The sequence below is a fragment of the Gammaproteobacteria bacterium genome, from assembly GCA_013151035.1.
Taxonomy (GTDB): domain Bacteria; phylum Pseudomonadota; class Gammaproteobacteria; order JAADJB01; family JAADJB01; genus JAADJB01.
In genome coordinates this window covers 46,442-71,156 of the sequence record JAADJB010000041.1, presented here as the reverse complement: position 1 = coordinate 71,156, position 24,715 = coordinate 46,442, and the positions used below count along the sequence as shown (strand labels likewise).

General features: G+C 47.5%; 30 protein-coding genes. 15 read left to right on the top strand and 15 right to left on the bottom strand.

The window, feature by feature from the left end:
- Positions 1-862: hypothetical protein (locus GXP22_09250; GenBank protein ID NOX09652.1), on the bottom strand; the 862-nt coding region annotated here is incomplete at its 3' end.
- A 621-nt stretch (positions 863-1,483) separates the two neighbouring features.
- On the opposite strand from GXP22_09250, the gene GXP22_09245 reads away from it, so the two are divergent.
- The gene (locus GXP22_09245; GenBank protein ID NOX09651.1) at positions 1,484-2,428 is read left to right on the top strand and encodes an MBL fold metallo-hydrolase; all 945 of its coding nucleotides are present in this window, start codon (positions 1,484-1,486) and stop codon (positions 2,426-2,428) included.
- A 51-nt stretch (positions 2,429-2,479) separates the two neighbouring features.
- Here the strand turns inward: GXP22_09245 and GXP22_09240 are convergent, their stop codons facing one another.
- From GXP22_09240 to GXP22_09225, 4 genes are read right to left on the bottom strand one after another with little or no spacing between them, the layout of a single operon-like run.
- Entirely contained in the window at positions 2,480-3,301 is an 822-nt protein-coding gene (locus GXP22_09240) for a peptidylprolyl isomerase (protein ID NOX09650.1), read from the bottom strand.
- A 26-nt stretch (positions 3,302-3,327) separates the two neighbouring features.
- The gene (locus tag GXP22_09235) at positions 3,328-3,603 is read right to left on the bottom strand and encodes a BolA family transcriptional regulator (protein NOX09649.1); all 276 of its coding nucleotides are present in this window, start codon (positions 3,601-3,603) and stop codon (positions 3,328-3,330) included.
- Positions 3,604-3,611: 8 nt separating this feature from the next.
- Positions 3,612-3,911: a YciI family protein gene (locus GXP22_09230; GenBank protein ID NOX09648.1), complete on the bottom strand. Its 300-nt coding sequence runs from the start codon at positions 3,909-3,911 to the stop codon at positions 3,612-3,614.
- Complete coding sequence (locus GXP22_09225) at positions 3,911-4,486, bottom strand: septation protein A (protein NOX09647.1); 576 nt, start codon at positions 4,484-4,486, stop codon at positions 3,911-3,913. Before GXP22_09225 ends, GXP22_09230 begins: the two co-directional genes overlap by 1 nt.
- A gap of 130 nt (positions 4,487-4,616) precedes the next feature.
- Here GXP22_09225 and GXP22_09220 point away from each other — a divergent pair, with 130 nt between their 5' ends.
- The 12 genes from GXP22_09220 (at position 4,617) to GXP22_09165 (ending at position 13,984) form a co-directional block, all read left to right on the top strand.
- Positions 4,617-4,775 carry a hypothetical protein gene (locus GXP22_09220; protein NOX09646.1) on the top strand — a complete coding sequence of 53 codons (159 nt, stop codon included), beginning with the start codon at positions 4,617-4,619 and terminating at the stop codon, positions 4,773-4,775.
- On the top strand, positions 4,753-5,319 hold the full coding sequence (locus GXP22_09215) for a gluconate 2-dehydrogenase subunit 3 family protein (GenBank protein ID NOX09645.1): 567 nt from the start codon (positions 4,753-4,755) through the stop codon (positions 5,317-5,319). The genes GXP22_09220 and GXP22_09215 overlap by 23 nt, the downstream gene beginning before the upstream one ends.
- Positions 5,312-5,482: a hypothetical protein gene (locus tag GXP22_09210; protein ID NOX09644.1), complete on the top strand. Its 171-nt coding sequence runs from the start codon at positions 5,312-5,314 to the stop codon at positions 5,480-5,482. The genes GXP22_09215 and GXP22_09210 overlap by 8 nt, the downstream gene beginning before the upstream one ends.
- Before the next feature lie 3 nt (positions 5,483-5,485).
- Positions 5,486-7,156 carry a GMC family oxidoreductase gene (locus GXP22_09205; protein ID NOX09643.1) on the top strand — a complete coding sequence of 557 codons (1,671 nt, stop codon included), beginning with the start codon at positions 5,486-5,488 and terminating at the stop codon, positions 7,154-7,156.
- 23 nt (positions 7,157-7,179) lie between these two features.
- Positions 7,180-8,061 carry a PHP domain-containing protein gene (locus GXP22_09200; protein ID NOX09642.1) on the top strand — a complete coding sequence of 294 codons (882 nt, stop codon included), beginning with the start codon at positions 7,180-7,182 and terminating at the stop codon, positions 8,059-8,061.
- On the top strand, positions 8,058-8,681 hold the full coding sequence (locus tag GXP22_09195; protein ID NOX09641.1) for a threonylcarbamoyl-AMP synthase: 624 nt from the start codon (positions 8,058-8,060) through the stop codon (positions 8,679-8,681). Before GXP22_09200 ends, GXP22_09195 begins: the two co-directional genes overlap by 4 nt.
- A 34-nt stretch (positions 8,682-8,715) precedes the next feature.
- Entirely contained in the window at positions 8,716-9,384 is a 669-nt protein-coding gene (locus GXP22_09190; GenBank protein ID NOX09640.1) for a site-2 protease family protein, read from the top strand.
- A 45-nt stretch (positions 9,385-9,429) separates the two neighbouring features.
- Positions 9,430-10,605, top strand: coding sequence for a tryptophan--tRNA ligase (locus GXP22_09185; GenBank protein NOX09639.1), 1,176 nt, complete (start codon positions 9,430-9,432; stop codon positions 10,603-10,605).
- Positions 10,606-10,660: 55 nt separating this feature from the next.
- Positions 10,661-11,491: a segregation/condensation protein A gene (locus GXP22_09180; GenBank protein NOX09638.1), complete on the top strand. Its 831-nt coding sequence runs from the start codon at positions 10,661-10,663 to the stop codon at positions 11,489-11,491.
- A complete protein-coding gene (gene scpB / locus GXP22_09175) occupies positions 11,484-12,143 on the top strand; it encodes an SMC-Scp complex subunit ScpB (protein NOX09637.1) in 660 nt (219 codons plus the stop codon). Before GXP22_09180 ends, scpB begins: the two co-directional genes overlap by 8 nt.
- Before the next feature lie 250 nt (positions 12,144-12,393).
- Positions 12,394-13,221 carry a pseudouridine synthase gene (locus GXP22_09170; GenBank protein NOX09636.1) on the top strand — a complete coding sequence of 276 codons (828 nt, stop codon included), beginning with the start codon at positions 12,394-12,396 and terminating at the stop codon, positions 13,219-13,221.
- Positions 13,222-13,300: 79 nt separating this feature from the next.
- Positions 13,301-13,984 (top strand): sulfite exporter TauE/SafE family protein, encoded by a 684-nt coding sequence (locus GXP22_09165; protein NOX09635.1) that lies wholly within the window; start codon positions 13,301-13,303, stop codon positions 13,982-13,984.
- On the opposite strand, the gene GXP22_09160 is transcribed toward GXP22_09165, so the two are convergent.
- On the bottom strand, positions 13,968-14,105 hold the full coding sequence (locus GXP22_09160) for a hypothetical protein (GenBank protein NOX09634.1): 138 nt from the start codon (positions 14,103-14,105) through the stop codon (positions 13,968-13,970). The genes GXP22_09165 and GXP22_09160 overlap by 17 nt on opposite strands.
- Before the next feature lie 39 nt (positions 14,106-14,144).
- Entirely contained in the window at positions 14,145-15,047 is a 903-nt protein-coding gene (locus tag GXP22_09155) for a GGDEF domain-containing protein (GenBank protein NOX09633.1), read from the bottom strand.
- Between the two features lie 291 nt (positions 15,048-15,338).
- On the opposite strand from GXP22_09155, the gene GXP22_09150 reads away from it, so the two are divergent.
- Entirely contained in the window at positions 15,339-16,361 is a 1,023-nt protein-coding gene (locus tag GXP22_09150; protein ID NOX09632.1) for a thioredoxin fold domain-containing protein, read from the top strand.
- On the opposite strand, the gene GXP22_09145 is transcribed toward GXP22_09150, so the two are convergent.
- The 8 genes from GXP22_09145 to GXP22_09110 are packed head-to-tail and all read right to left on the bottom strand — an operon-like array spanning position 16,345 to position 23,365.
- Positions 16,345-16,827 (bottom strand): methylated-DNA--[protein]-cysteine S-methyltransferase, encoded by a 483-nt coding sequence (locus GXP22_09145; protein NOX09631.1) that lies wholly within the window; start codon positions 16,825-16,827, stop codon positions 16,345-16,347. The two genes, GXP22_09150 and GXP22_09145, sit on opposite strands and share 17 nt — an antisense overlap.
- Complete coding sequence (locus GXP22_09140) at positions 16,824-17,576, bottom strand: YciK family oxidoreductase (GenBank protein NOX09630.1); 753 nt, start codon at positions 17,574-17,576, stop codon at positions 16,824-16,826. The genes GXP22_09145 and GXP22_09140 overlap by 4 nt, the downstream gene beginning before the upstream one ends.
- An 8-nt stretch (positions 17,577-17,584) precedes the next feature.
- Entirely contained in the window at positions 17,585-18,937 is a 1,353-nt protein-coding gene (locus tag GXP22_09135) for an NAD(P)-binding protein (GenBank protein ID NOX09629.1), read from the bottom strand.
- The gene (gene hpnD, locus GXP22_09130; protein NOX09628.1) at positions 18,918-19,811 is read right to left on the bottom strand and encodes a presqualene diphosphate synthase HpnD; all 894 of its coding nucleotides are present in this window, start codon (positions 19,809-19,811) and stop codon (positions 18,918-18,920) included. The genes GXP22_09135 and hpnD overlap by 20 nt, the downstream gene beginning before the upstream one ends.
- Before the next feature lie 18 nt (positions 19,812-19,829).
- A complete protein-coding gene (hpnC, locus tag GXP22_09125; GenBank protein NOX09627.1) occupies positions 19,830-20,684 on the bottom strand; it encodes a squalene synthase HpnC in 855 nt (284 codons plus the stop codon).
- A gap of 2 nt (positions 20,685-20,686) precedes the next feature.
- A complete protein-coding gene (locus GXP22_09120; GenBank protein NOX09626.1) occupies positions 20,687-21,343 on the bottom strand; it encodes an HAD-IA family hydrolase in 657 nt (218 codons plus the stop codon).
- 1 nt (position 21,344) lies between these two features.
- A complete protein-coding gene (ubiG, locus tag GXP22_09115; protein NOX09625.1) occupies positions 21,345-22,058 on the bottom strand; it encodes a bifunctional 2-polyprenyl-6-hydroxyphenol methylase/3-demethylubiquinol 3-O-methyltransferase UbiG in 714 nt (237 codons plus the stop codon).
- The gene (locus tag GXP22_09110) at positions 22,055-23,365 is read right to left on the bottom strand and encodes a TRZ/ATZ family hydrolase (protein NOX09624.1); all 1,311 of its coding nucleotides are present in this window, start codon (positions 23,363-23,365) and stop codon (positions 22,055-22,057) included. The genes ubiG and GXP22_09110 overlap by 4 nt, the downstream gene beginning before the upstream one ends.
- Before the next feature lie 287 nt (positions 23,366-23,652).
- On the opposite strand from GXP22_09110, the gene mtnA reads away from it, so the two are divergent.
- Complete coding sequence (gene mtnA / locus GXP22_09105) at positions 23,653-24,696, top strand: S-methyl-5-thioribose-1-phosphate isomerase (GenBank protein ID NOX09623.1); 1,044 nt, start codon at positions 23,653-23,655, stop codon at positions 24,694-24,696.
- Positions 24,697-24,715: the final 19 nt, after the last annotated feature.

The window sequence follows — 24,715 nt, the reverse complement described above, 5'->3', positions numbered from 1 at the left end:
ATCGGCTGCTATTCTCTTGCAAATAAATATTATCGACATAAGCGGTTGTTCCGGGTATGTCTGCAACAATATCTATTCGTAGTTGAATGTTTCCGTTGCTATCACCGGTAGGCTCGGTTATAAATTCTTTTGATACATTTTCCCAGGTGTCGGTGCTGGATACGGAGAACTCTTCCAATAGGTTGAATTGTTCAGACCATGTGCCATCATCTTGTAGATCTTTGTTATTAACCATATCTCTTATTCTTATGCGAAGCCCTTCTCTGGACATGGCATCGATGCGTGCGTATAGGTCGATGTAATATTCCACACCTGCTTTTACTAAAGCGATGTTGTTTCTCAAGAATGGATCAACGTTTTCGTTTATATCATGATGAATTTTTACTGCCGTATTTCCATCTTCGATGTTGCTGATCGCTGCAATATAATTAAGGCCACCATTATTGCCTTCATACCACTTATCAAAATCATCGCTGACATCATCATCAATATTGCCTTCTACCCGTTCAAAGCCCCCATTTCTTTTGTTAAATAAATTAAAATCCCACTCAATGGTAGGATTAGGTAGATTAATGTCTCCATAAGCACCAAAGGTGATGGGTAGTCCTGCAACGCCTGAAACCTTGATGTCCAGTTGTTCTGTCCATACATCGCCTCTATTAAACAATACATTGTCACCAGCCTGTAATTTATTGTTGCTCATCAGATTATCTACTTCTGAGATGCTGGTTAAAACGTAGTCACAAGTTGTTTCTTCGACAGCCTCGCGATCAATGCAATAAGTTGTCGCGTATGTATTTATTGGAAACATGATACCTAGTTGAATAAGTAATAGGCTTTTTGCAATATGCTGTGTCTTCATCTCGATTACCATTTGTTTCACAGTTTGGGTTCGTTAGAGATTATTGTGCGATCTTATGATGCGTAATACTGTGATTGGGTTGCGTGATAAATGTGATGACGGTCACGTTTTGGAGGTTGTTTTTGAATATAGGTGGTATTTTTACTATGGATCGAGCTCTATCAGCCTTTCTAGAAGTCATAAGCAAGTGTTATACCGTTACGTTTCAGGCGGGCATTAAAATTACCTCCAGACCATAAAAGAGGATGTTTTATGTGACGGGTATAAATGACTTGATTGAGTTTCTGGTTGATATGATTATGGGTTCTGGATGCTACGGAATTAACCTGGGATACATTACTGTGATATTGTCTGGTATGAGCTACAGCGGAAGAGCAGAATATTAATGCGATAACTCCTGAGGTGATAATATGTGTATGACGGGTACTGGTATTCATGTTTATCTCCACTTTGGTCTGGGGCCATGATGAAAAAATCTTTAAAACCAGTGTATTCCTGTGGGGTTTGAATGCTGTGACCTGGTTGTTGTGGGTATGTGATGGTTTTCACATTTGTAGTGTGCGGCGTAGGCTTTTCTTTTAATTCAGATATCCCGTCAGGGAATGGTGTGGCAGAGTAAATATGTTTAATGTTATTAAGTTGTTGTGTGTTTTCAGCCTGTTTTTTTCGATCAGTAGTGTTGCTGATGTGCTGGATTATCCGCTTAAACAAGTCTCCGAACATACCTATGTTATTCATGGGCCATTAGAGACCCCTAGCCCTGAGAATCGGGGTTTTATGAATAATCCAGCGTTTATTATTGCTGACCAGGGTGTGATTGTGGTTGACCCTGGTTCTAGTGATGAAGTTAGTGAGATGTTACTCAATCACATTAAGGCACTGACAAAAAAACCGGTAACTCATGTTTTCAATACCCATATTCACGGGGATCACTGGTTGGGTAATGATGCGATTAAAAGCGCCTGGCCTGATGCGATTGTTTATGCCGACCCACGCATGATCAAAAAGGCGAAGCAAGGGGAGGCTCATGGCTGGATTGAACTGCTGAACAGGCTGACCGAAGGTGCTACTGAAGGGACAGAGATTTATTATCCGGAGCAGGCACTGGTTGATGGTGATCAATTGACTATCCACGGTTTACAGCTTCGCATCCATTCGGTGGGGATCGCGCATAGTGATAGCGATATTATGATTGAGTTTGTGGACGATTCTTTAATGTTTACGGGTGATAATGTTGCCTATAAGCGTATTTTGCGTATGGATGATGCCAGTTTCAGGGATATTATTAAAGCTTGTGATAGGGCGATTTCTTTAGGCTTAGAACATTATGTTCCTGGTCACGGGGTAAGCTCTAGCGTTGAGATCGTGAAATTGCAAAAGACCTATTTTGAGATTATTTATGGTGCGGTTGGTAAATATTATGAAGAAGGTCTGACCGATTATGAAATGAAACCCATGATTGTTAAAATGTTGTCTGCCTATAAGGATTGGGCTGATTTTGATGCCATGATTGGCAAGCATATTAGTCTGGCATTGTTGGAAGTGGAACAGGCTGAATTTGAATAGGGTTGTGGGGTAGGGAACCTCTGATCAGAGGTTCCCTGTTATTGACATGGCTTATTTGATAACAACGGTTGCCTTTTCTTTAAGATCATGGATATAGGTCTCAACCTTTTGTCCCTGCATCATGTGTTGTAAGCGGGGTTTGATCTGATCGTAGGAAGGGGGGCTAAGCTCTCTGGTCTCTTCCAGGTATATAATATGCTGACCAAACTGGGTTTCAACCGGGGTTTTGCTATAGCTTCCTTTTTTCATCTTCATTAGTGCGTTAGCGAATGGTTTAACCATTCTATCGGCAGTAAACCAGCCCAGATCACCGCCTTGCTTGCCTGTGGGACCGGTGGATTTTTCTTTTGCCAGCTCAGCAAAGTCAGCACCTTCATCAAGTTGTTTGATAATGGCTTCGGCATCACCCTTGCTGCTTACCAGAATGTGACGTGCATGATATTCTTCGCCACCGGTATTGGCGATTTGTTCATCATAGGCCTTTTTCATGTCGGCTTCGGTGACGGGGTTATGCGTTATGAATTCCTGGATGCTGATGCTGGCCAACGTGGTTCGCTTTAGCCATTCTAGTTGGGTTTTTACATCTGCACGCAGATCAAGTCCCTGAGCTTGCGCATCTTGAGCAACGATTTCGAGTTTGATCATATCGTTGATGATGGTTTCGGAGCTCGGTGGTGGGGTGCCGGGACGACCACTATTGCGTTTAGAGGCATACATGGAATACATCTGTTGTGTGATCGGTTTACCATTGACGGTAGCCAGAACCGGTGAGTTATCATCCGTAGTCGCTACGATATCTGCCTGTGCAGTACCCGCGTTAAGACCGATTAACAGGCTTGATGTTAATAAACAGGATTGAAGTAGTTTACGCATGTTATTTCCTTTTAATATATAAGTTATTAAGACTTTTTCGCATGTTCTTGCGGTGTAGCGGCCTTGATGCTGAGGGCGTGAATTTCATGCTCCATTGCATCGCCCATAACGTCATAAATTAGACGATGGCGCTGGATCAGGCTCTTGCCTTCAAATTGGTCTGACACGATATGGACAACAAAGTGCCCTCCACCACCGGCGGCACCTTCATGTCCGGCATGTTGTGCGCTTTGGTCAATAATCTCCAGTATGCTGGGGCTTAATGCGTTGGTTAGTTTTGCGTGGATGGTTTCACTGTTCATTGTACTCATTATGGTAATACCTTCTTAAATGGTTTAACGGTGACTTTTGCATAAGCGCCTGACTCTAGATAAGGGTCGGCATCGGCCCAGGTTTGTGCTTCTGCAAGGGTTTTAAATTCAGCAATCACCAGGCTACCAGTAAACCCGGCATCACCAGGCGTGTCGGAATCAATGGCAGGGTGTGGGCCGGCAATAATCAAGCGACCTTGATTTTGTAGTTGTTGTAGACGTTCGATATGTGCAGGGCGAACACTCATTCGTTTTTCTAGGCTATTTTCGACATCGGTCGACAGGATAGCGTATAACATCAGGATTCCTCTTTAATCTTTTCTTTTTCGTTTTCATCATCTTCATCTTCATCTTCCATGTAACGTGAAAGATATAAACCCTGGGCAAGTACAAAAAGCAGGGTGATTCCCATTAACCCAAACAACTTGAAATTAACCCAAGTGTCTTCATCATAGTTGTATGCAACATAGAGATTAACCAGACCCATGGCAATAAAAAATAGAGCCCAGGTGATGTTGAGTCGAGTCCAGATGATATCAGGTACACTGATGGCGTGTCCCATCATGCGTTTAATCAGGGGCTTTTCACCAATAAACTGGCTGCCAATAAAGGTGATGGCAAATAACCAGTAGGCTACTGTGGGCTTCCATTTGATAAATAGTGGGTCATGCAGGTAAAGGGTAGCACCACCAAAGATAACGATGATGGTCAATGTAATGAGGTGTGATTTCTCAAAACTGCGATTCTTGAGCCAGTACAAGCCGACTTGCAAAAAGGTGGCGGCGATGGCGGTTGCAGTTGCAGCATAGATACCATAGATCTTGTAGGCGGCAAAAAATAGTAGGATGGGGAAAAAGTCGAACAGAAATTTCATTGAGTTTTGATCTATATCAGTCCCTGTATGGCAGGGTGATTGTCCTTAGTTTAGTCTATTAAAGGGGCTATCTTACCTGATTTGAGATTGTAGGCATACTTTTGGCTTATACTTTGGAGTGTATTTGAGGATGGCAGGGTGCCTATCTTTATCATCGACACGCCGTGAATATATTCCTGTAGGCTCGACGGCCGCGTCCATGCGGCTGACGGTCTCTGCTAAAGATAGGCACTCCGCCATCCTCTACCATTTTAGTGGGGTAATGGGTGTCTATTATAAATCGTCGTGAATTTTTAGTGTTATTAGCCGGTATGAGTGTGAGTTACCCGCTGGGTAGTCTGGCTGTATTACGACAAACACCACTTGATAAGGCTGTTCTGGCTGAGCCATGGCGAACCATTGCTGCGGTGCAGGAACATTTGTTTCCTGCGGATGCGGATTCACCGGGTGCCTACGATATTCATGCCATTAGCTATTTGAAGAATATGCTTCAGCGTCCGGGGGCTGATAAAGATGAAGCTGCATTTATTGAGCAGGGTGAGGGTTGGTTAAACGGGATGGCGAGGGAGTTCTATGCACAGGACTTTATTACCCTTGATGTGGATAAAAAGGAAAGGGTGCTACGTAGGATTGAGGGTAGTCGGGCGGGGTATCGATGGTTGGGTTTGCAACTGCGTTATATTCTGGAAGCCTTGTTGAGTGATCCTGTTTATGGCGGTAATGCCAATGCTGTGGGTTGGGAATGGTTGCAGCATCAGCCGGGTTTTCCTACACCAACGGAGAGAAATTTGTTTTATAAGTTGGCTTATCAAAAACGGGATTACAATGAGTGATTTTAACTGTAATTATGCCTGGTTGGTTCGAGACAGGGGTTGCTCTTCTCGAACAGAGACACGCCGTGAAACCATCCATGGTGGCTCGACAGCCGCGTCCATGCGGCTGACGGTCTCTGTTCGAGAAGAGCAATCCCTGTCTCTTGAGTTAACGGAGCGATAAAATATGGATTACGATGTCATTGTCATTGGTAGTGGTGCTGGCGGCGGCCCTGTTGCCCTTGAGTGTGCCAAGGCGGGTAAGTCGGTTCTGGTGCTGGAGAAGGGTTATTGGTTGAATGAGGGTGATTTTGCCAAGGATGACCTTGCCAGTTATATTCATAATGCCTATACCCCTGATCTACGTGATGAACAGCATGTCATTGAAGAAATGGATGAGATGGGTGACTGGCACGCTGAGGCGGGTTCGGAATCGGGTTGGAGTTTCTGGAATGGCAGTCTGGTGGGCGGTGCTAGTAATCTGATGAGTGGTTTTTTTTATCGCCTTAAGCCACAGGATTTTTATCTGCGTTCTGAATTTGGCCCGATAGAGGGGGCTAATGTTGCTGACTGGCCGATTAGCTATGAGGATATGGAGCCTTGGTATAGCAAAGTTGAATTGGAGGTGGGCATCTCAGGGCAGGTGCAAAGACATCCTTTGCTGGAGCCTCGTTCAAGTGCTGATTTCCCTTATCCGCCAACGCGGGAACATCCCATCGTATCAATGATTGATAATGCCTGTGAATCGCTCGGTTATCATGCCTTGCGTACACCACGGGCAATATTGTCGGTTTCGGATAAGGATCGTCGTGGTTGTGAGTATTCGGGTTTCTGTGGCAGTTATGGTTGTCACTCCGGGGCTAAGGGCAGTTCACGCGCGGCCCTGCTTAATCGTGCGCTGAAAACGGGTTATTGTAAAATTCAGCCAGAATCAAAGGTGACTCGGTTGATTAGTAATAGTGCGGGTAAGGTGGTTTCGGTGGAATATGTTGATAAACATAATAAGCGCACAACACTCTCTGCCAAGGTGTTTGTGGTCGCCTGCCATGCGATTGAAAGCAGCCGTCTGTTGTTGGCATCTGTCGGTGAACGGCACCCCGATGGGCTGGGTAATCGCTATCAACAACTGGGCAAGAATCTATTGTTTTCTGCCGGTGGAGCGGGTACTGGTGAATTCACCTACGGCAAGATGGACAAGATAATGGCGGAGGCGATGAACACACGCGGGCCTTTTGTTAACCGGGGTTTACAGGATTGGTATTTTATTGATGATGAATTCATGGGTGGCAGGGTGAAGGGCGGCACCATTGACTTCCTGTTGCGTCACCCCGGCCCGATGGGCAGGGCCATGGGGTTACCCTTTGATGATAATGGTCTGGTCTGGGGGAAGGCTCTGAAGCAACGCTTGAAAAGCACCTTTACTACCACACAGGATCTAAGGTTTGAGGTGTTTAATGACTGGTTGCCGACGGATAATTGTTTTGTCAGCCTGGATCATCAAGTGAAAGATAAGTGGGGTAGCCCGGTTGCCAGGGTGCGTATTGGCTATCACCAACAGGATTTGAAAGTGGGTGAGTTTTTATCACAAAAGGCCGTCGGTGTGATGGAGGCAATGCATGCCGATAATATTCGTTATAGTGTTAGTGGTACCCCAACGCCTAATCTGGTGGCAGGGGGCTGTCGTTTTGGCCATGATCCAAAGATCTCGGTACTGGACAAGGATTGTCGTATCCATGATGTCGATAATGTCTATGTAACCGATGGTAGTTTTATGCCAACCGGTGGCAGTGTGCCCTATACCTGGACTATTTACGCTAATGCATTCCGGGTCGCCGATATTATCAAGGCGCGGGTATAGCTAATTACGTTACAATATCACCCATGAGTTTACATTATGATCTACATAGCCATTCGATCATCTCGGATGGCAGCCTAAGCCCGTCGGAGCTGGTTCGTCATGCCCATCAATCCGGGGTGGATGTGTTGGCGTTAACGGATCACGACACCACGGATGGTTTGGCTGAGGCTGGATTGGAAGCAGCGCGTGTCGGGATCAGCCTGATCAATGGTGTGGAAATCTCGGTGAGCTGGAATAAATATACGATTCATATTGTGGGTCTGTTGGCGCAAGTGGATAATGAAATATTGCAACAGGGTCTAAGTGGGCTGCGTGAATTCAGGATATGGCGCGCGCAGGAAATTGCCAAACGTCTGCACAAGGCGGGTATCCCTGATGCCTACGAGGGTGCGCAGGTATATGCTACCGGCAGTATTATTGGTCGTGTGCATTTTGCTAAATTTTTGATTGAAAAAGAGTATGCACGAGATATGCGTGAGGTCTTCAAACGTTTTCTGGTGCATAACAAACCGGGTTATGTGAATGGGCAGTGGGCGAGCCTTGAAGATACCTTGCGCTGGATTAAGGCGGCCGGGGGTATTGCTGTCGTGGCACATCCAGCGCGTTATCGTTTTACCGCCACTAAACTGAAATTGTTACTGGGTGAATTCAAGGAATTGGGTGGAGTGGCTATGGAAGTGGTGTCGGGTAATCCGACGCGCGATGAGATTGAGCACATGAGTAAACGGGCTCAAACACAGCATCTATTGGCCTCGCGTGGTAGTGATTATCATGGTCCGGAGAATGCCTGGCTGAAGATGGGACGATTGCAAACCATTCCTGCGAGTTGCCAGCCTGTGTGGGAACATGAAGTCTGGTCATCGTTGTTGCCTGCAGTGATACAACAGCCTGCGGTTGTGCTATGAGTCAGTATTTTGAAGTGCACCCTGAAAACCCGCAGCTACGATTGATTCGTCGGGCGGTTGAGATGTTACGCCATGATGGAGCAGTGATTGCCTATCCCACCGACTCCAGTTATGCGCTGGGTTGTCATTTGGGCGACAAGCGTGGCATGGAACGTATTCGTCGTATTAGGCAGTTGAATGATCGCCATAACTTTACCCTGGTGTGTCGGGATTTATCCGAGATTTCGACCTATGCGCGTGTTAATAATTCCGCCTATCGTCTATTAAAGGCGCATACACCGGGGCCTTATACCTTCATCTTCAAGGCGACCAATGAGGTGCCTAAACGCCTGTTACACGCCAAACGCAAGACCATCGGTATCCGTGTGCCGGATCATCCTGTTGCCCATGCCTTACTGGATGAATTGCAGGAACCTATTATGAGCACCACCTTGATTCTGCCGGGTGCCGAGGGGCCCGAGGTTGATGCCCATGAGATCAGGGAACGACTGGAACATGAGGTAGACCTGGTGATTGATGCCGGACATTGTGGCTATGAGGCAAGCACAGTGATTGATTTTGTTGATGATGTGCCACAAATCATTCGTCAGGGTTGTGGTTCTACGGAAGGATTTGTATGAGACTTCGAGTGATTTGTCAGGGTATAATGCCGTCATGTTAGGTCTGTCTACGATTCAATATATCTCGATAGCGATTCTGCCCTTATTATTTGCCATTACGGTGCATGAGGTGGCGCATGGCTGGGTGGCTGCGCGGCTGGGTGACAAGACTGCGCTGATGCTGGGCCGTTTGACCTTGAATCCACTGAAGCATATTGATCTAGTGGGAACTATCTTGGTGCCTGCATCATTACTGTTGTTGAGTTCACAGCTGGGGCACTCCTTTGTCTTTGGTTGGGCCAAACCGGTGCCGGTGACCTGGCAGAATCTACATAATCCGAAACGGGATATGGCATTGGTTGCCTTTGCCGGGCCATTTGCTAATCTGCTGATGGCGATTGGTTGGGCAATGATACTCAAGTTGGGTCTGGTTCTTGGTCATGAGGCACTCTGGTATTCGCGCCCTATGATCCTGATGGCGCAGATTGGTATATCCGTCAACCTGGTATTGATGGTGCTGAATCTATTGCCCATCCCGCCACTGGATGGTGGTCGTATCCTGACGGGGTTGTTGCCGGGCCCTTGGGCCTGGAAGCTGGCAAGGGTTGAACCTTATGGTTTCTTTATCCTGATTGGCTTAATAGCAACAGGGCTGTTAGCAAAGATTTTATTACCGGTGGTTAGTTTGTTACAGAACTTGTTATATATGATATTTGGAACATAGGTAAACACATTGAATGCGAGTCAAAATTTACGGGTATTATCAGGCATGCGACCAACCGGGCGGCTGCATCTGGGGCATTATCACGGGGTCTTAAAGAACTGGGTGACGTTGCAGCAGGAGTACGATTGCTTCTTTTTTGTTGCCGACTGGCATGCCCTGACAACACACTATGAAGATCCTTCGATTATCAATCAAAGTATCTGGGATATGGTGGTGGATTGGCTGGCTGTGGGTGTGAACCCTAATATGGCGCATCTGTTTATTCAGTCGCAGGTGCCGGAACACGCTGAATTGCATCTATTATTGTCGATGTCCACACCATTGGGATGGTTGGAACGTGTGCCTAGTTACAAGGATCAGCAGGAACAGTTGCGTGAAAAGGATCTGGCAACCTATGGTTTTTTGGGTTATCCCTTGTTACAGAGTGCGGATATCCTGATCTATAAAGCGGGTCAAGTACCTGTTGGTGCCGATCAGGTGGCGCATGTGGAACTGACGCGTGAGGTCGCTAGACGTTTTAATCATCTGTATGGTCGTGAGCCTGATTTTGAGCGCAATGCAGAGGATGCGATCAAGAAGATGGGCAAGAAGAATGCCAAGTTATACAAGAGTCTGAGGAAACGTTTTCAGGAGAAAGGTGAAGAAGAAGCACTTGAGATTGGTCGTGTCCTGGTTGCTGATCAGCAGAACCTGTCACTGGGTGATCGTGAACGGCTAACGGGTTATCTGGAAGGCGTTGGGCGTATTATCCTGCCAGAACCCCAGGCACTGTTAACACCGGCATCAAAAATGCCGGGGCTGGATGGGCGCAAGATGTCCAAGTCTTATGGTAATACCATTTTTCTACGTGAGGATCTTGCTGAGGTGGATCGCAAGCTGCGTACCATGCCAACCGATCCGGCACGGGTTCGACGCACGGATCCGGGTGATCCGGCTAAGTGCCCGGTGTGGGATCTGCATCAGGTGTATAGTGATGATGAGGTTAAGCAATGGGTGCAGGAGGGTTGCACGACCGCCGGTATTGGTTGCCTCGATTGCAAACAGCCCATTATTGATGCAGTGACAGTTGAGCTGAAACCGATTCATGAACGTGCAGCTGAGTATGAATCTGATCCACGTATTGTGCGTAATATCCTTGAGGAAGGTGCAGAGGCTGCGCGTGAGGTCGCACGCACGACCCTGGATGAAGTACGACAGGCGATGGGCCTGAATTACCGTTAACAGGTTCCTTATGGAAAATGATCTGACATCAAGTGAATTAAATAAGCAGGCTGAGATGCCCTTTGCCATCGTGCAGGGTGAAGCGGTTACCGAGCTACCGCAGGATCTTTATATCCCGCCGGATGCGCTGGAGATTATTCTGGAGGCCTTTGAAGGGCCGTTGGATCTTTTGCTTTATCTGATTAAACGTCAGAATCTGAATGTTCTCGATATTTCGTTAGCTAAGATTACCAAGCAATATATGGATTATATTGGCTTGATGGATGAGTTAAAGCTGGAGATAGCGGCGGAATATCTAGTGATGGCGGCGATGCTGGCAGAGATTAAATCACGCCTGTTATTGCCTCGCCCTGTTAGTGATGAGCCGGATGAGGGTGATCCGCGTGCCGAGCTGGTGCGTCGTTTACAGGAGTATGAACGCTACAAACAGGCAGCAGAGGATCTGGATGCCTTGCCGCGTGTGGGCAGGGATGTGTTTTTAACCCATGCCGAGGCACCGGACAATGCACATGAGGCGCGTGCCTTGCCACAGGTCAGTCTGCGTGAGTTATTGTTAGCGGTACAGCAGGTGATGAAACGTGCCGAAATGTTTTCGCATCATCATATTCAACGTGAGGCATTGTCGGTGCGTGAGCGGATGTCTAATATCCTGGGCTCGATTAATGCCGATAAGTTTACTGAATTTACCACGCTATTTACGGTTGAAGAAGGGCGTATGGGTGTGGTGGTGAGTCTACTGGCGATACTGGAATTGATTAAGGGTTCTATGTTGGAGATGGTGCAGTCCGAACCCTTTGCCCCGATCTACGTGAAGGCAGCAGGGGGCACTATTGAAGATGACGCTAATGATAGTGACAAGATAGAGATGACAAGTGACGATGAATGAATCTGAATTAAAGAATATTGTGGAAGCGGCTTTGTTGGCAGCGGGGCATGCGCTCAAGATGGATGACCTGATGGCTTTGTTCGATCTGGATCAACGTCCGGATAAGGAACGGTTGCAGTTGGTGTTGGATCAATTACAACTTGAATACGAGGGTCGAGGTATCAGGCTCATGCAGGTATCTAGTGGTTATCGTATTCAGGTGAATAGTGATCTGGCTCCCTGGATCTCACGCTTGTGGGAAGAACGGCCACAGAAATATTCGCGTGCCTTGCTTGAGACGCTGGGTCTGATTGCCTACCGGCAACCGATTACGCGTGCCGAGATTGAAGAGGTGCGTGGTGTCAGTGTTTCCTCATCCATTATGAAGACCTTGATGGAACGTGAGTGGGTCAGGATTGTTGGACATAGAGATGTACCGGGTCGTCCGGCGATGTATGCCACGGCGCGGGATTTTCTGGATGACTTTAATCTTAAAGGTCTGGAAGATCTCCCCAGTCTGGCAGAGTTGCGTGATATTGGTAGTATTAATGCAGTGCTGGATCTGGAACCCAGGCAAGAAGAGGTTGATGCCGGGAGTGATGAAGAGGATGCCGGTGTTGTGGTGCCATTGGCTGAGGGTGATGACGTGGAACAGACGGATACCTTGCATTAGGCGGTTTTGAGTTTGAGTCATGAAGTGTTTATCTTTCTCAGAGACACGCCGTGAATACGTCCATGTAGGCTCGACAGCCGCATCCCTGCGGCTGACGGTCTCTGACAAAGATAAACACTTCATAACTCTTGTAGTAAACTGGATGAAATCAAGGGGTCAGAGCTCTTGAAAAATTGAGCGTAGCGTGACGGATTGGAAATCCAAATCCTTTAGGGAACCCGACAATTGTGAATGGTAGGAATAAATAGAGATGGCAGATCGGTTACAAAAAGTATTGGCAAATGCAGGTATCGCCTCCAGGCGTAAGGTGGAGGAGTGGATTGCTGAGGGCCGGATTACGGTCAATGGTGTGTTGGCTCAACCAGGTATCAAGGTTGAAGGGAATGAACGTATCCGTCTGGATGGTCGTGATCTGCGTATCCCTGGTAAGGATGATGAGATTGAATGCAAGGTGCTGGTATACCATAAGCCTGAAGGTGAATTCTGTACCCGTAATGATCCAGAGGGTCGTCCTACGGTATTTGAAAATCTGCCGCGTCTGCGTCCGGGGCGTTGGGTCTCGGTCGGTCGACTGGATGTGAATACCTCGGGCATTCTGTTATTTACCAATGACGGTGAACTGGCGAATAAGTTGATGCATCCCTCCAGTGAAATTGATCGTGAATATGCCGTGCGTGTGTTGGGTGAGATTGATCCTGAGCTATTGAAGAATATGCGTGCGGGGGTTGAGCTTGAGGGTGGCATGGCACACTTTGATATGATCAAGGAGGCGGGCGGTACCGGTGCCAATCACTGGTATCATGTCATTCTGAGAGAAGGTCGTAATCGAGTGGTGCGACGTTTGTGGGAATCTCAGGGGATTCAGGTCAGTCGATTAATCCGTATCCGTTATGGGTCTGAGGGGCTGCCCAGGGATCTGCGTATGGGGCGTTTTGATTATCTGCCCATGGCATCAGTTAACCGTCTACGTCGCTCGGTCGGGCTAGATGATGTGCGGGCGAAACCGGGTATGAAAGGTCGTCAAGTAGATGATAGAACACGCCGTAAGATGACCTCAAGACGTCCCCATAAACGTTAACCCAGTGGATGGCACAAACTGGGGACAGAGCCGGTTTTGGGCTCTGTCCCCAAGGTAGAACGTACCACGGACCTTTTTCATGAATGAGTTAACCCTCTCAGCAGCACTACTAATCGGCCTGTTGGGGAACACCCACTGTATCGGTATGTGTGGTGGTGTTAGTGCCTTACTCAGTATGGGGCAATCATCACCGCGCTGGTCTTTATTGCTGGCCTATAATCTGGGGCGAATCCTGACCTATACCTCCCTCGGTATATTATTGGGTTTTTTTGGTGATCAGCTTACCCAATTATCTCCCTTGGCGGGGCCTCTTTTCAGAACCCTGGCGGGTTTATTGATGATTGCTATGGGGCTGTATATGATGCAATGGTGGATGGGTTTAACCCGTATTGAGGCTATGGCAGCCGGGCTTTGGCGATGTGTACAGCCGCTGACGCGTAAGGTTTTACCGGCAAACAATATGATCCAGGCAATGGGTCTGGGCTTGATATGGGGTTTATTGCCCTGTGGTCTGGTTTATACCACCTTGAGTTGGGCTTTGTTGGCGGCCAATTGGCAACACTCGGGTTTATTGATGTTGGCCTTTGGTGTGGGTACTCTTCCCGTGATGTTGTTCACCGGTTTACTGGGACAGAGAGTTATTCGTTTCCTACAAGGACGGCAATTACGCATCCTGGCCGGTGCTCTGATTATTATCCTTGGTTTGCTAACCCTTATCCTGCCCTGGTTACACCTGATAATCCATACTAAGAGGCTTTTTTGAGCAGGGGCTTGATCGGGATGTAGCGGTCTTTAATAAATTTCATGCCCTGATTGTCTTTCACGCCAAGCAACACTGTCGAGTAAAGCCAGTCTGTGAAAGCTGTTTGTTTTATTTGCCGCATATCTTCTGCTCCCGGTCTGTGTCGTCTTTGTAAGAGTGTTTAGTCCAGTCCCCGCACTTGATTTCGACCATTGTTTTTTGCCTGGTAGAGTGCCGTATCCGTGCGTGAAAACAATGTATCTTGAGTATCTTCCTTATTCAGCGTGCTGATGCCCAAACTAGCCGTGACATTGATGGTGTTTCCTGCAATAACACATTTGTCTTGTTCTATCTGTTGACGGATACGTTCGGCAAGTTGTTGGCAACCTTCGTAATCAGTATTACGTGCCACAATGAGAAACTCTTCACCACCATAGCGGAACAACATATCGGTATTACGGATACATTCTTGTGCGGCATTGGCAACGCTTTTTAATGCCTGATCGCCAATACTGTGACCGTAGTTATCATTGATGCCTTTAAAGTGATCAATATCCAGCATAATCATTGATAAAGGGGTGTTGTGGCGCCGGGCTGTATTGATCTCTCGTTGTATTGAGTCATCCAGGGTGGCGCGATTAAATGTGCCTGTCAGGGGATCTTTTTGAGCCAGTTGCAATGCCTCATTGTATTGCAGGGCATTACGCAAAGGATAGAGCAAGCTGGATAATATGTTTTCCAGTTGCTCATGATCCTCTTCAACGAAGCGTTTGCGTCTCTTGAATACCAGTCGTCCCATGGGTTTATTGCCCAGGTTGAGATGATAAGTACAGGCATGGTTGGCAGGCGTTCCCGCCTTGATATCAATATTCAGTTCGGGATTATGATATTCAAGGGCATCATGGCTTACATGTGTGTTTGCATGCTCATGGAATATTTCAATAATCTGTTCAATATCCAGAGTTTCCTGCAAGGCAAGCGTAATATTGAATGAATCATCCGAAACATAGGGATAGGGGGTTCGTGACCGACGTCGGTCACGTCGTGCCATTGATCCTTCAATGCTATGTAATGAACCTGCCATGTTGTCTCTCCTGAGTTTATTTGCTGTTATCACTTATGCGATAATCATGCCAATACGAAGATTATTTTTTTTATCCTTTATAATCATATCATTAAATATATTAATTTTTATACGCGTCATTTTTTTGCCGATTATTAGAGCCTTGTTTTATTGTTGTGACGGAAAAAGTTTACCGCCCTGGCATTTTCTTGCATGCCTGTATTATCCGGATGCTGTAGTGGTTTTTCGTGCAAAGTCCTAGTGTTGTAGTATGGTTATCAGTGTTGCTATTGGTTAGAGGCGTGAATTGTGATGAAAAACCTTTTTGTATATATATTGTTGATGTGGATGCTGCCGTACTCTGTCAATGCAGAGGAGACGCTTGATGAGGGGTTGGTGAACCCTGGTTATCATGAGCAACCTGAGTGGTTCAAACTGTCTTTTCTGGATTTGAAGGAGGATGTGGCTGAGGCGGATCAGGCGGGTAAACAGGTATTGCTTTATTTCTATCAGGACGGTTGCCCTTATTGTAAAAAATTACTAGAGGTGAATTTTAGTTTGCGTGAGATTGCTGAATTCACACAACAGAAGTTTGATGTGATTGCGATTAATCTATGGGGTGATAAGGATGTGATTGATCTACAGGGAAACGAGACGACGGAGAAAGAGTTTGCCAAGAGTGCCAGAGTGATGTTTACACCGACATTGATCTTTTTGAATAAGGATGGTCGGCCAGTGATGCGCATGAATGGTTATTATCCACCGCATAAATTTCGTGCCGTGCTGGATTATGTTGCTGGTGGGTATTGGCAGAAACAAGGTTTTCGTGATTACTTTAGTGCATTAAATCCATTGCCGTCAACGGGTGAGTTGTACCATGATGATCGTTATTTATTGCCACCATATGATCTGGGTAAGCGCACCAGTAAACCATTGCTGGTGTTGTTTGAACAGCGTGATTGTAGTCCCTGTGATGAGTTGCATGGGGATATCCTGCAACGCAAGGAGAGTGTGTCTTTATTTAAACAGTTTGATGTGATGTTGCTGGATATGTGGTCTGAGGAGATGATTCGCCTGCGTAATGGTCGTGAGATGAGTGTCGTTGATTGGGCGCGGCAACTCGATGTGAAGTATGCCCCTAGTATGCTTTTCTTTGATCGTCAGGGTTTAGAAGTATTTAGAACTGAGGCCTATTTAAAGTCCTTTCATCTACAGTCTTCAATGGATTATGTGTTATCCGGAGCCTATAAGACTGAACCCAGTTTTCAACGTTACATACAAACACGGGCGGATGCACTGGAAGCTAAGGGTATCCATGTCAATATAATGGATTAACCCCTTCATGGTGTAGCAGTTGTTGTTTTATGGTGATCCTGCTTCCTTGCGTCTGTCCTGCAAAGCCGCCGATACCTTGCGCGGATATGACTCGATGGCAGGGAATAATCAGCGGGATGGGGTTTCTGCGGCAGGCATTGCCTATTGCCCGAGGTGAGCTATGTAGTTCCTTTGCAAGTTCACCGTAGGTCTTAACCTTGCCAACGGGTATTTTTTGCAGGGCAGCCCATACTCTATGCTGGAACTCCGTGCCTTGTGGGCTTATTGGTAAATCAAAGGGGAAGTCTGCGTTTTTTAGGTATTGTCGGATCTGTTTCAAGGTTTCTTTGAGTAGTTGATCGTGGGTGGTTTGAAGTGCATCGCTCTGACTGACGAAATCAATGTAATGAAGGGTGTTATTTTTCTGAATGATTTTCAGGTTGCAAAAAGGACCTTCGAAATAGACCGTTGGCACGCTGTTTTTTATCCCTGTGCCTCAAAACGTTGCCCGTTAATATCTCTGCTATCCGAACCGAATAGATAAAGATAGGGCATAACAACATCCTCTGGTTTGCTCAGAGTGCTGGAGTCTTCACCCGGATAGACCTGAACGCGTAGGCGAGTATGGACGATGCCGGGATTGATAGTGTTGACCCGAACGCTGGTGTTTTCTTCCAGTTCATCGGCCAGTATCTGACTCAGGTTTTCAATCCCCGCCTTGGCAATTCCATAGCCCCCCCAATAGGCGCGACCTTTGCTGGCCATGGCATCACTGGTAAACAGGATGCTGCTGTCTTTGGTGGCTTTTAATAGTTCCAGGCAGGCTTGGGTGAGTAATAATGGCGCACTCAGGTTGACTTGCAGGGATTGATACCACTCCTCAACCTCAAGGTGCTCGATAGGTGTCAGTGCGCTCAGGTGAGCGGCATTGTGTAATAGACCATCCAGTCGTCCGAACTCTTCCTTCAAGGTGTCGGCCAGTGTCTGGTAATCGGTTGGAGTTGCCCCTTCAAGGTTGATTGGATAGATAGCGGGTTTGGGATAACCCGCCTGCTCGATCTCGTCATAAATAGATTCCAGACCGGGGATGTCTTTATCCAGCAAGATGATGGTGGCACCATGAGCCGCTAGTGCCAATGATACCGCGCGACCAATACCGAGTGCTGCTCCTGTTACCAGGATGACATGTTCGCTTAGATAGTTTTCTTGTGGTTTCCAGTTTTCAGGTATTTTCATGAACTGTATTATATAGGATGTATGGGTTTCAGGGTATCAATAAGCTGTTGTGCGCATTGGCTACCACTCCGCATGGCCCCTTCCAGGGTAGAAGGCAACCCTGTATCGGTGTAATCACCGGCTAGCCAGAGCCCACTGATTGCGGTTTTATTTTTTGGACGAATTTGATCAACGCCAGTAGTGGCTGCAAAGGTAGCTCTTTTATCACGAATGACCATAATCTCCAACGGGGCTGGCCATAGCGGGAACTGCTCGGCAATCTCCTGGCTGATGATCTTGCCCAATTCATCGGGATCCAGTTCCATGTGACTTCCTGGCCCACTGATTACAACTGACATGAGTCCTGGTTGTCCTGATACGGCACGGTCAATAACCCACTGGCTGTGACCATACAATAATCCGATCATTGTGGTGGAGAGTTTTATGTCAGTAGGATAACGCAGATAGATGGTGCAAATAGGCAGGTTACCCAGTTGACCAATCCGCTCAGAGCTTGGGTTCATGCGCGGGAAGTTTTCCAGTAATCGTTTGCTATTGTCCGGTGAAGTAGCAATGACGATATGATCGCAAGCTATAACCTGTTTGTTGGTATGCAAGCTAAAAGAATATTCTTCATGCTGGTCGATCTGTGAGACACGCTCACTGAGTATGATCTTGCCATTGTTTTGTTCGATGTAATCCAGCGCATGGATTGGGAATAGCCGACTAAGATCAACCGATGGAAACAGAAATTCAGTATTGCTGGCAGCACCGCTAAAACTTTCCTGCAAAACCTTGATAAAGATACGTGCCGAGGCATCTTTGATCGGAGTATTGAGGATGGCAATGGCGAGAGGTTCCCATAGCAGACGTACCAGTCGAGCGGACTGTTTTTGTGCAAGGAGTAATGCCTGCACGCTAACATCCGTTTCCAATGCAATCTTATCCTGTACAATCCGGCTGCCGAAGCGTAATAACTGAACGCGTTCCAGTAGCGATATGCCCCTGGCTGAGAGCATCCCGATCAGCAGATGAAAAGGTGCCGGTAGCGATGGCGTGGATAGTTTTAGATATTCATTGTTACTCGCGTTAACCAGCAGTTGGAGTGGCTCCCGTTGAAAGACATCCTCTTCATTGATGCCAATGGTATCCAGTGTATTAAGCAGAGTGCTACAGGCCCCGGTGAGTAGATGCTGGCCATTATCAACACGTAGATCATTGAATTTCACACAGCGTGCGCGTCCACCAAGTTGGCGAGCAGATTCAATGACAATGGGTTTCATGCCATTGCTGGCGAGTTCAACCGCTGTGGTTAGTCCGGCCCAGCCACCACCGATAATACCGACACAAACGGGCTTGGTTTTATTTCTGGTTTTCGGCATGGGAAGCGATCTCGGGGTAGTGGTTGTTTTTGTGGTAACGTCTTTCCTGCCAGGCCGTGCGCCAGGCAATCCATATCTTGCGGAGCGGGGTTAGCCGTATCTTGTGTTTCATGACCTGGAAACCATCGAGTTCTATCTCCTTGAGAGTCGATAGATAGATGGCGGCCATAATAAGCCCAGTGCGTTGTGCATAGCGATCCGTTGTTGCCAGTGAGGTCATTGCCTCATGGTGAAATTGTACGACACGTTGCGCCTGAAATGCCAGCAGGGATTGTAGTTCCGGGGTGTTGCGGTAATTAAGAATGTCATCTTCTGTGACATGGAAGCGTGCCAGTTCATCCGCAGGCAGATAGATGCGGTTGCGTGCGGCATCCTCGCGTACATCACGGATAATATTTGTTAGTTGCAGAGATATGCCTAGTTTGATAGCGTATTCGCGTGTTTCCGGATGCTTGAAACCGAATATCTCTGCGGCCAGCAGGCCTACCGTGCTGGCAGCGCGATAACAGTATTGATACAGCTCATCAAAGGTGTGATAACGATTGATATCGAGATCCATCTCCATACCCTGAATGAGCTCAAGTAGATATTGTTTACACTGCGGCTTATTTATGAACACCTTGTGCATGGCCTGGGTAACGGGGTGTTGTCCCTGGTCTTGATACAGCGCTTCAATCTCCTGTCGCCACCAGTCGAGTTTTTTGCGTGCAATCTCAATTTCATTATATTCATCGACAATATCATCCACCTCACGGCAAAAAGCATACAAGCTCATGATGGCTTGCCTTTGTTTCGAGGGAAGAAAGCGAAAACTATAATAAAAACTGGAGCCACTATTGATGGTTTTTTGTGCGCAATACTCGTCAGGTGTCATAGGGGTAGTGTAGCTTTTTTATACCGTTATTGCATGCCATATCATCCATCCCCAATCACTCGCTTTGAGTCGGGGTTGGCTAAAGAGGTTGGCTTTCTGTCGGTGTAGATGGTTGAATATGCAGCTGCCACCGGCATAAATCAGGCGAATTTCCAGCCCAAAGCGGCCATGCAGTTTATTGAGCAGTGGTTTTCCTGTCTCCAGTAGTTGCTGAATTCGATTATATTGTAGGGTTAATAACTTGTGCATGGAGTGATTGCTTTGCTGATTGATAAGCATGTCTTCGGTAACGCGGCAGTGTTCCATCTCTTCTTGTGGTAGATAGATACGGTTACGATCATATAAATCATCGTGGATATCTTGCATAAAGTTGATGAGCTGTAAGGCACTACAGATAGCATCAGAACAGACCAGGTTTTGCGGGCTGGCCTGCTGATGGAGGTGCAGCATAAGTCGTCCAATGGGGTTGGCTGAGCGGCGGCAATAATCTATTACCTCGATATAATTCTGATAACGGGTTTTGTTAATGTCCTGACGGAAGGCATCGAGTAGATCATGGAACAGGCTGATGGGAAGTTGATGTTGATTAATGCTATCAGCCAATGCAATAAAGAGCATTTCCTGTTGCGGTTTCCCTTGTTTGATCTCTTCTAACTGGATCTGCATCTGGTCAATCTTGTAGGTTCTTTGCTGACAGTTATCATTACCTTCATCCACAATATCATCTGCACAGCGCGCAAAGGTATAGATTGCTGATATGGGTCTGCGTAGTTTTTTTGGTAATAATATAGAGGCGACCGGGAAGTTTTCATAATGATTACGGGCCTGATCCTGACACCATTGGTAAGACTCTTTTATGCGTTGCTTATGCATATTTATGCCTTGATTTGTAACCAGTCAAGGATGTCCAATGGGGTGTTTAACATGCCATCTGCTTGCCAGGTATCCGGTTGATCATCTTTATCTAGATAACCAAACAACGCTACCAGGGTAGGCATATTGGCGTTTCTTCCTGCCTCAATATCACGTTGGGCATCACCAATGTAGACGCACTCTGTATGTGTACTATCACTTTGTTGGCAGGCCAGTAGTATCGGATCTGGATGAGGTTTGTTACGATTCAGAGTGTCACCACAGACAATGCTGCTGGCACGGCTATCGAGTTGCAGACCCCGCATAATAGGTAAGGTGAAACGAGCGGGTTTATTGGTGACGACCCCCCATTTTATTTGCGCGTTTTCCAGTGCGTTTAATACCTTGTCCATATCTTGAAATAAGCGGGTTTTATTGATCAGATTGTCCTGGTAGATATCCAGTAGGCGCTGGCGACAAGGCTCAAACTCAGGGTCTGTCTCATTCATATCAAGACCACCCCGGATCAGGGCGGCACCACCGTGAGAGACCAGTGGACGGATTTTGTCAAAAGCCAATGTAGGTAGCTGCCGTTCTGCCCGCAACTGGTTGAGGGCGAAGGCGAGATCCGGTGCGGTATCAAGCAAGGTACCATCCAGATCGAACAGAACGGTCTTGATGTTAGTCTTTGCGGTAACAGACAAGATAGTTTACATCCACATTGTGTTCAATCTTGTATTCCCGTGTAAGCGGGTTGTAGGTCATGCCAGCAAGTTTTTCTAGTTGTAGCCCTGCCTCGCGAGCCCAACGATCAAGTTCAGATGGCTGAATAAATTTGCTGTAGTCATGGGTGCCCTTAGGGAGCATACCGAGGATATATTCGGCACCAATAATCGCTAGCATATAGGCCTTTGGATTACGGTTAATGGTGGAGAAGAATATCCTGCCGCCGGGTTTTGTCATTTGTGAACAGGCCTGGATAACCGAGGCAGGGTCAGGGACATGTTCTAGCATTTCCATACAACTGACGACGTCGAAATGTTGTGGATGATCGCTGGCAAAGGCCTCGGCAGTGGTTTGTTGATAGTCGACCTCAACCCCGGTTTCGATCTGATGCAGACGCGCTACGGTGAGTGGTGACTTACCCATGTCAATACCGGTGACCTGGGCACCGCGTAGAGCCATAGATTCAGACAAGATGCCGCCACCACAGCCAACGTCGATGACTTTTTTATGTTCAATTCCATTCGCGTGTTGATCGATAAAATCAAGACGCAGAGGGTTGATGTCATGCAGGGGTTTGAATTCACTTTCTTTATCCCACCAGCGTGAGGCCATAGCCTCAAACTTGGCGACTTCTTCCGGGTCGACATTGTGCGTGGTTTGTTCGTTCATTGAGCGATTTTATCACGCCATGCCCGTGCCTTGTGTATTATTTTATCGCTGTTCAGAGTGGTTAGCTGACGTTCTTTTAACAGGTGTTTGCCGTTGACCCAGACATCACTAACCTTGTCCCGACTAGCCGCATAGACCAACTGTGATATCGGGTTGTATACCGGCCCGGTTTCAATATCATCGAGTTGAATGGCAGTGATATCAGCCCACTTGCCACATTCCAATGAACCAATCTCCTGATCCAGCCCCAGTGCGCGGGCACCATTGATGGTTGCCATGCGCAGGGCCTGATGGGCGGGTACCGCACTGGCATCGTTGGCAACGCCCTTGGCCAATAGTGCAGCACTACGCATCTCGGAAAGCATATCGAGGTCATTGTTGCTGGCAGCACCATCGGTTCCTAATGCCACATTGACCCCGGCCTTGATTAATTTTTGTAACGGACAGAATCCACTGGCGAGTTTAAGGTTGGACTCTGGGCAGTGAACAACGTGAGCCTGATAATCAGTCATTAAGGTGATTTCATCCTCTTCAAGCTGGGTCATGTGTACCGCGATCAACTGTGGTGAAACTAATCCCAGTTGTTGTAATCGAGCGAGTGGTCGTTGCTGGTAATGTTCCAGTGAATGTTGTATCTCGCTAATGGTCTCATGCAGGTGTATATGTAACGGGATATTGAGTTCATCGGCCAGGGTCTGGATGCGTTGCAGTGGTTGGTCGGATACAGTATAGGGTGCATGGGGTGCGAAGGCGGTATGGATCAGGTTGTCATCCTTATATTGGTCAAACACCTGTAAACCTTTTTCAATGTACTGGTCGGCATCCTCTGCCCATATTGTCGGGAAATCCAGTACGATCAGACCGACCATAGCGCGGATACCCGCCTGTGCCGCTACCCGTGCAGTGATATTGGGGAAGAAGTACATGTCATTAAAGCAGGTGGTGCCACTGCGTAACATCTCGGCAATGGCTAGCTCACTGCCATCAAGTACAAACTCCTCATTAACCCAGCGCGATTCGGCTGGCCAGATATGCTTATTTAACCAGTCCATCAGTGGCAGGTCATCGGCGAGACCGCGCAACAGGTTCATTGCAGCATGGGTGTGGGCATTGATCAGGCCAGGGATCAGGGCGTGATCGTTGAGTTCAATAGTGGTGTCGGCCTGGTATTGTTCGCGTGCCTCCTGACTTGGGATGATGGCGACAATACGTCCGTCCTTGATGGCTAGGCTATGGTGTTCCAGTACTCGGTCATCCGGTTCAACCGGGATAATCCAGCGTGCGTGAATCAGTGTGTTGACTTGCATAGTGGTATGTATTCGATGAATAAGGGATAATCAGATTACTTGAATTTATTATATTGCGCTACATTATTATATTGGTCTGTACGGTCAGTTATGTCCCCGGTTCAATGTGATGCGGGTAGGTGTATGATTTTAGGCTGGCACAGGCCGGGGACATAGCAGGCTTTATCTGCTGTGTCCCCTCGAAGAGTTCCACGAACCTCAACCGAACGTGCTCGTAAAAGGGGAATAGGTATACTGTCCCCATAAGTCCATCAACCTACAGATAATGCACAAAAGGTACGGTATATATGAAGCAGGCGTATGACACCATTCGACCGATAATCTGGAAGGACGATGCGCTGCATCTGCTGGATCAGCGACGCCTGCCGCAGTCTGAGGAATGGCTGACGTTGACGACGCTTACTGCGGTGACGAATGCGATTCGTGACATGGTGGTGCGTGGTGCACCGGCGATTGGTATTACCGCTGCCTTCGGGGTGGTGATTGCGGCGCGTGTGCGTTATGAGCAAGATCCCTCTTGTTGGCGGCAATGGGTCGAGGATGATCTTAAGCTGTTATCACAGTCCAGGCCAACGGCGGTGAATCTATTCTGGGCAATTAAACGTATGTCGGCTTTATTTGATGCCATCGGGGGCAATCCTGTGCCTGTTTTATTGGCTGAGGCACAAGCGATTCATGATGAGGATATTGAGGCTAATTATCGCATGGGACAATTGGGTGCTGATGTGCTGGGTGATAGTTCTGCAGTATTAACGCACTGTAATGCCGGAGCACTGGCAACGGGAGGGTATGGTACTGCCCTGGGTGTGATTCGAGCGGCCTGGGAGCGGGGTGGTTTACAACGGGTCTATGCGGATGAGACCCGACCCTGGTTACAAGGGGCTCGATTGACCGCCTGGGAGATGGTGCATGAGCGTATCCCGGTAACCCTGTTAGCAGATAGTGCTGCCGCGCATCTGATGCGGCAGAGTAAAGTTCAATGGATAGTTGTCGGTTCGGATCGCATTGCCGGTAATGGTGATGTGGCCAACAAGATCGGCACCTATTCCCTGGCGATCCTGGCACGTCATCATGGGGTAAAGTTTATGGTGGTGGCACCAACCTCAACGATTGATATGAGCTTACCGCATGGCGATGAGATCCCCATTGAGCAACGGGCATCCGATGAAGTGTTACAGGCCGCTGGACAAGTGATTGCCGCTACCGGGGCTGAGGCATGGAACCCTGCCTTTGATATGACCCCGGCTACCCTGGTGGATGTGATCGTGACCGAGAAGGGAGTGGTGGAACGACCCGATGCGGAGAAGATGAAGGCATTGATGTTATCCTGATCAATGTAGTGGGGTTAAG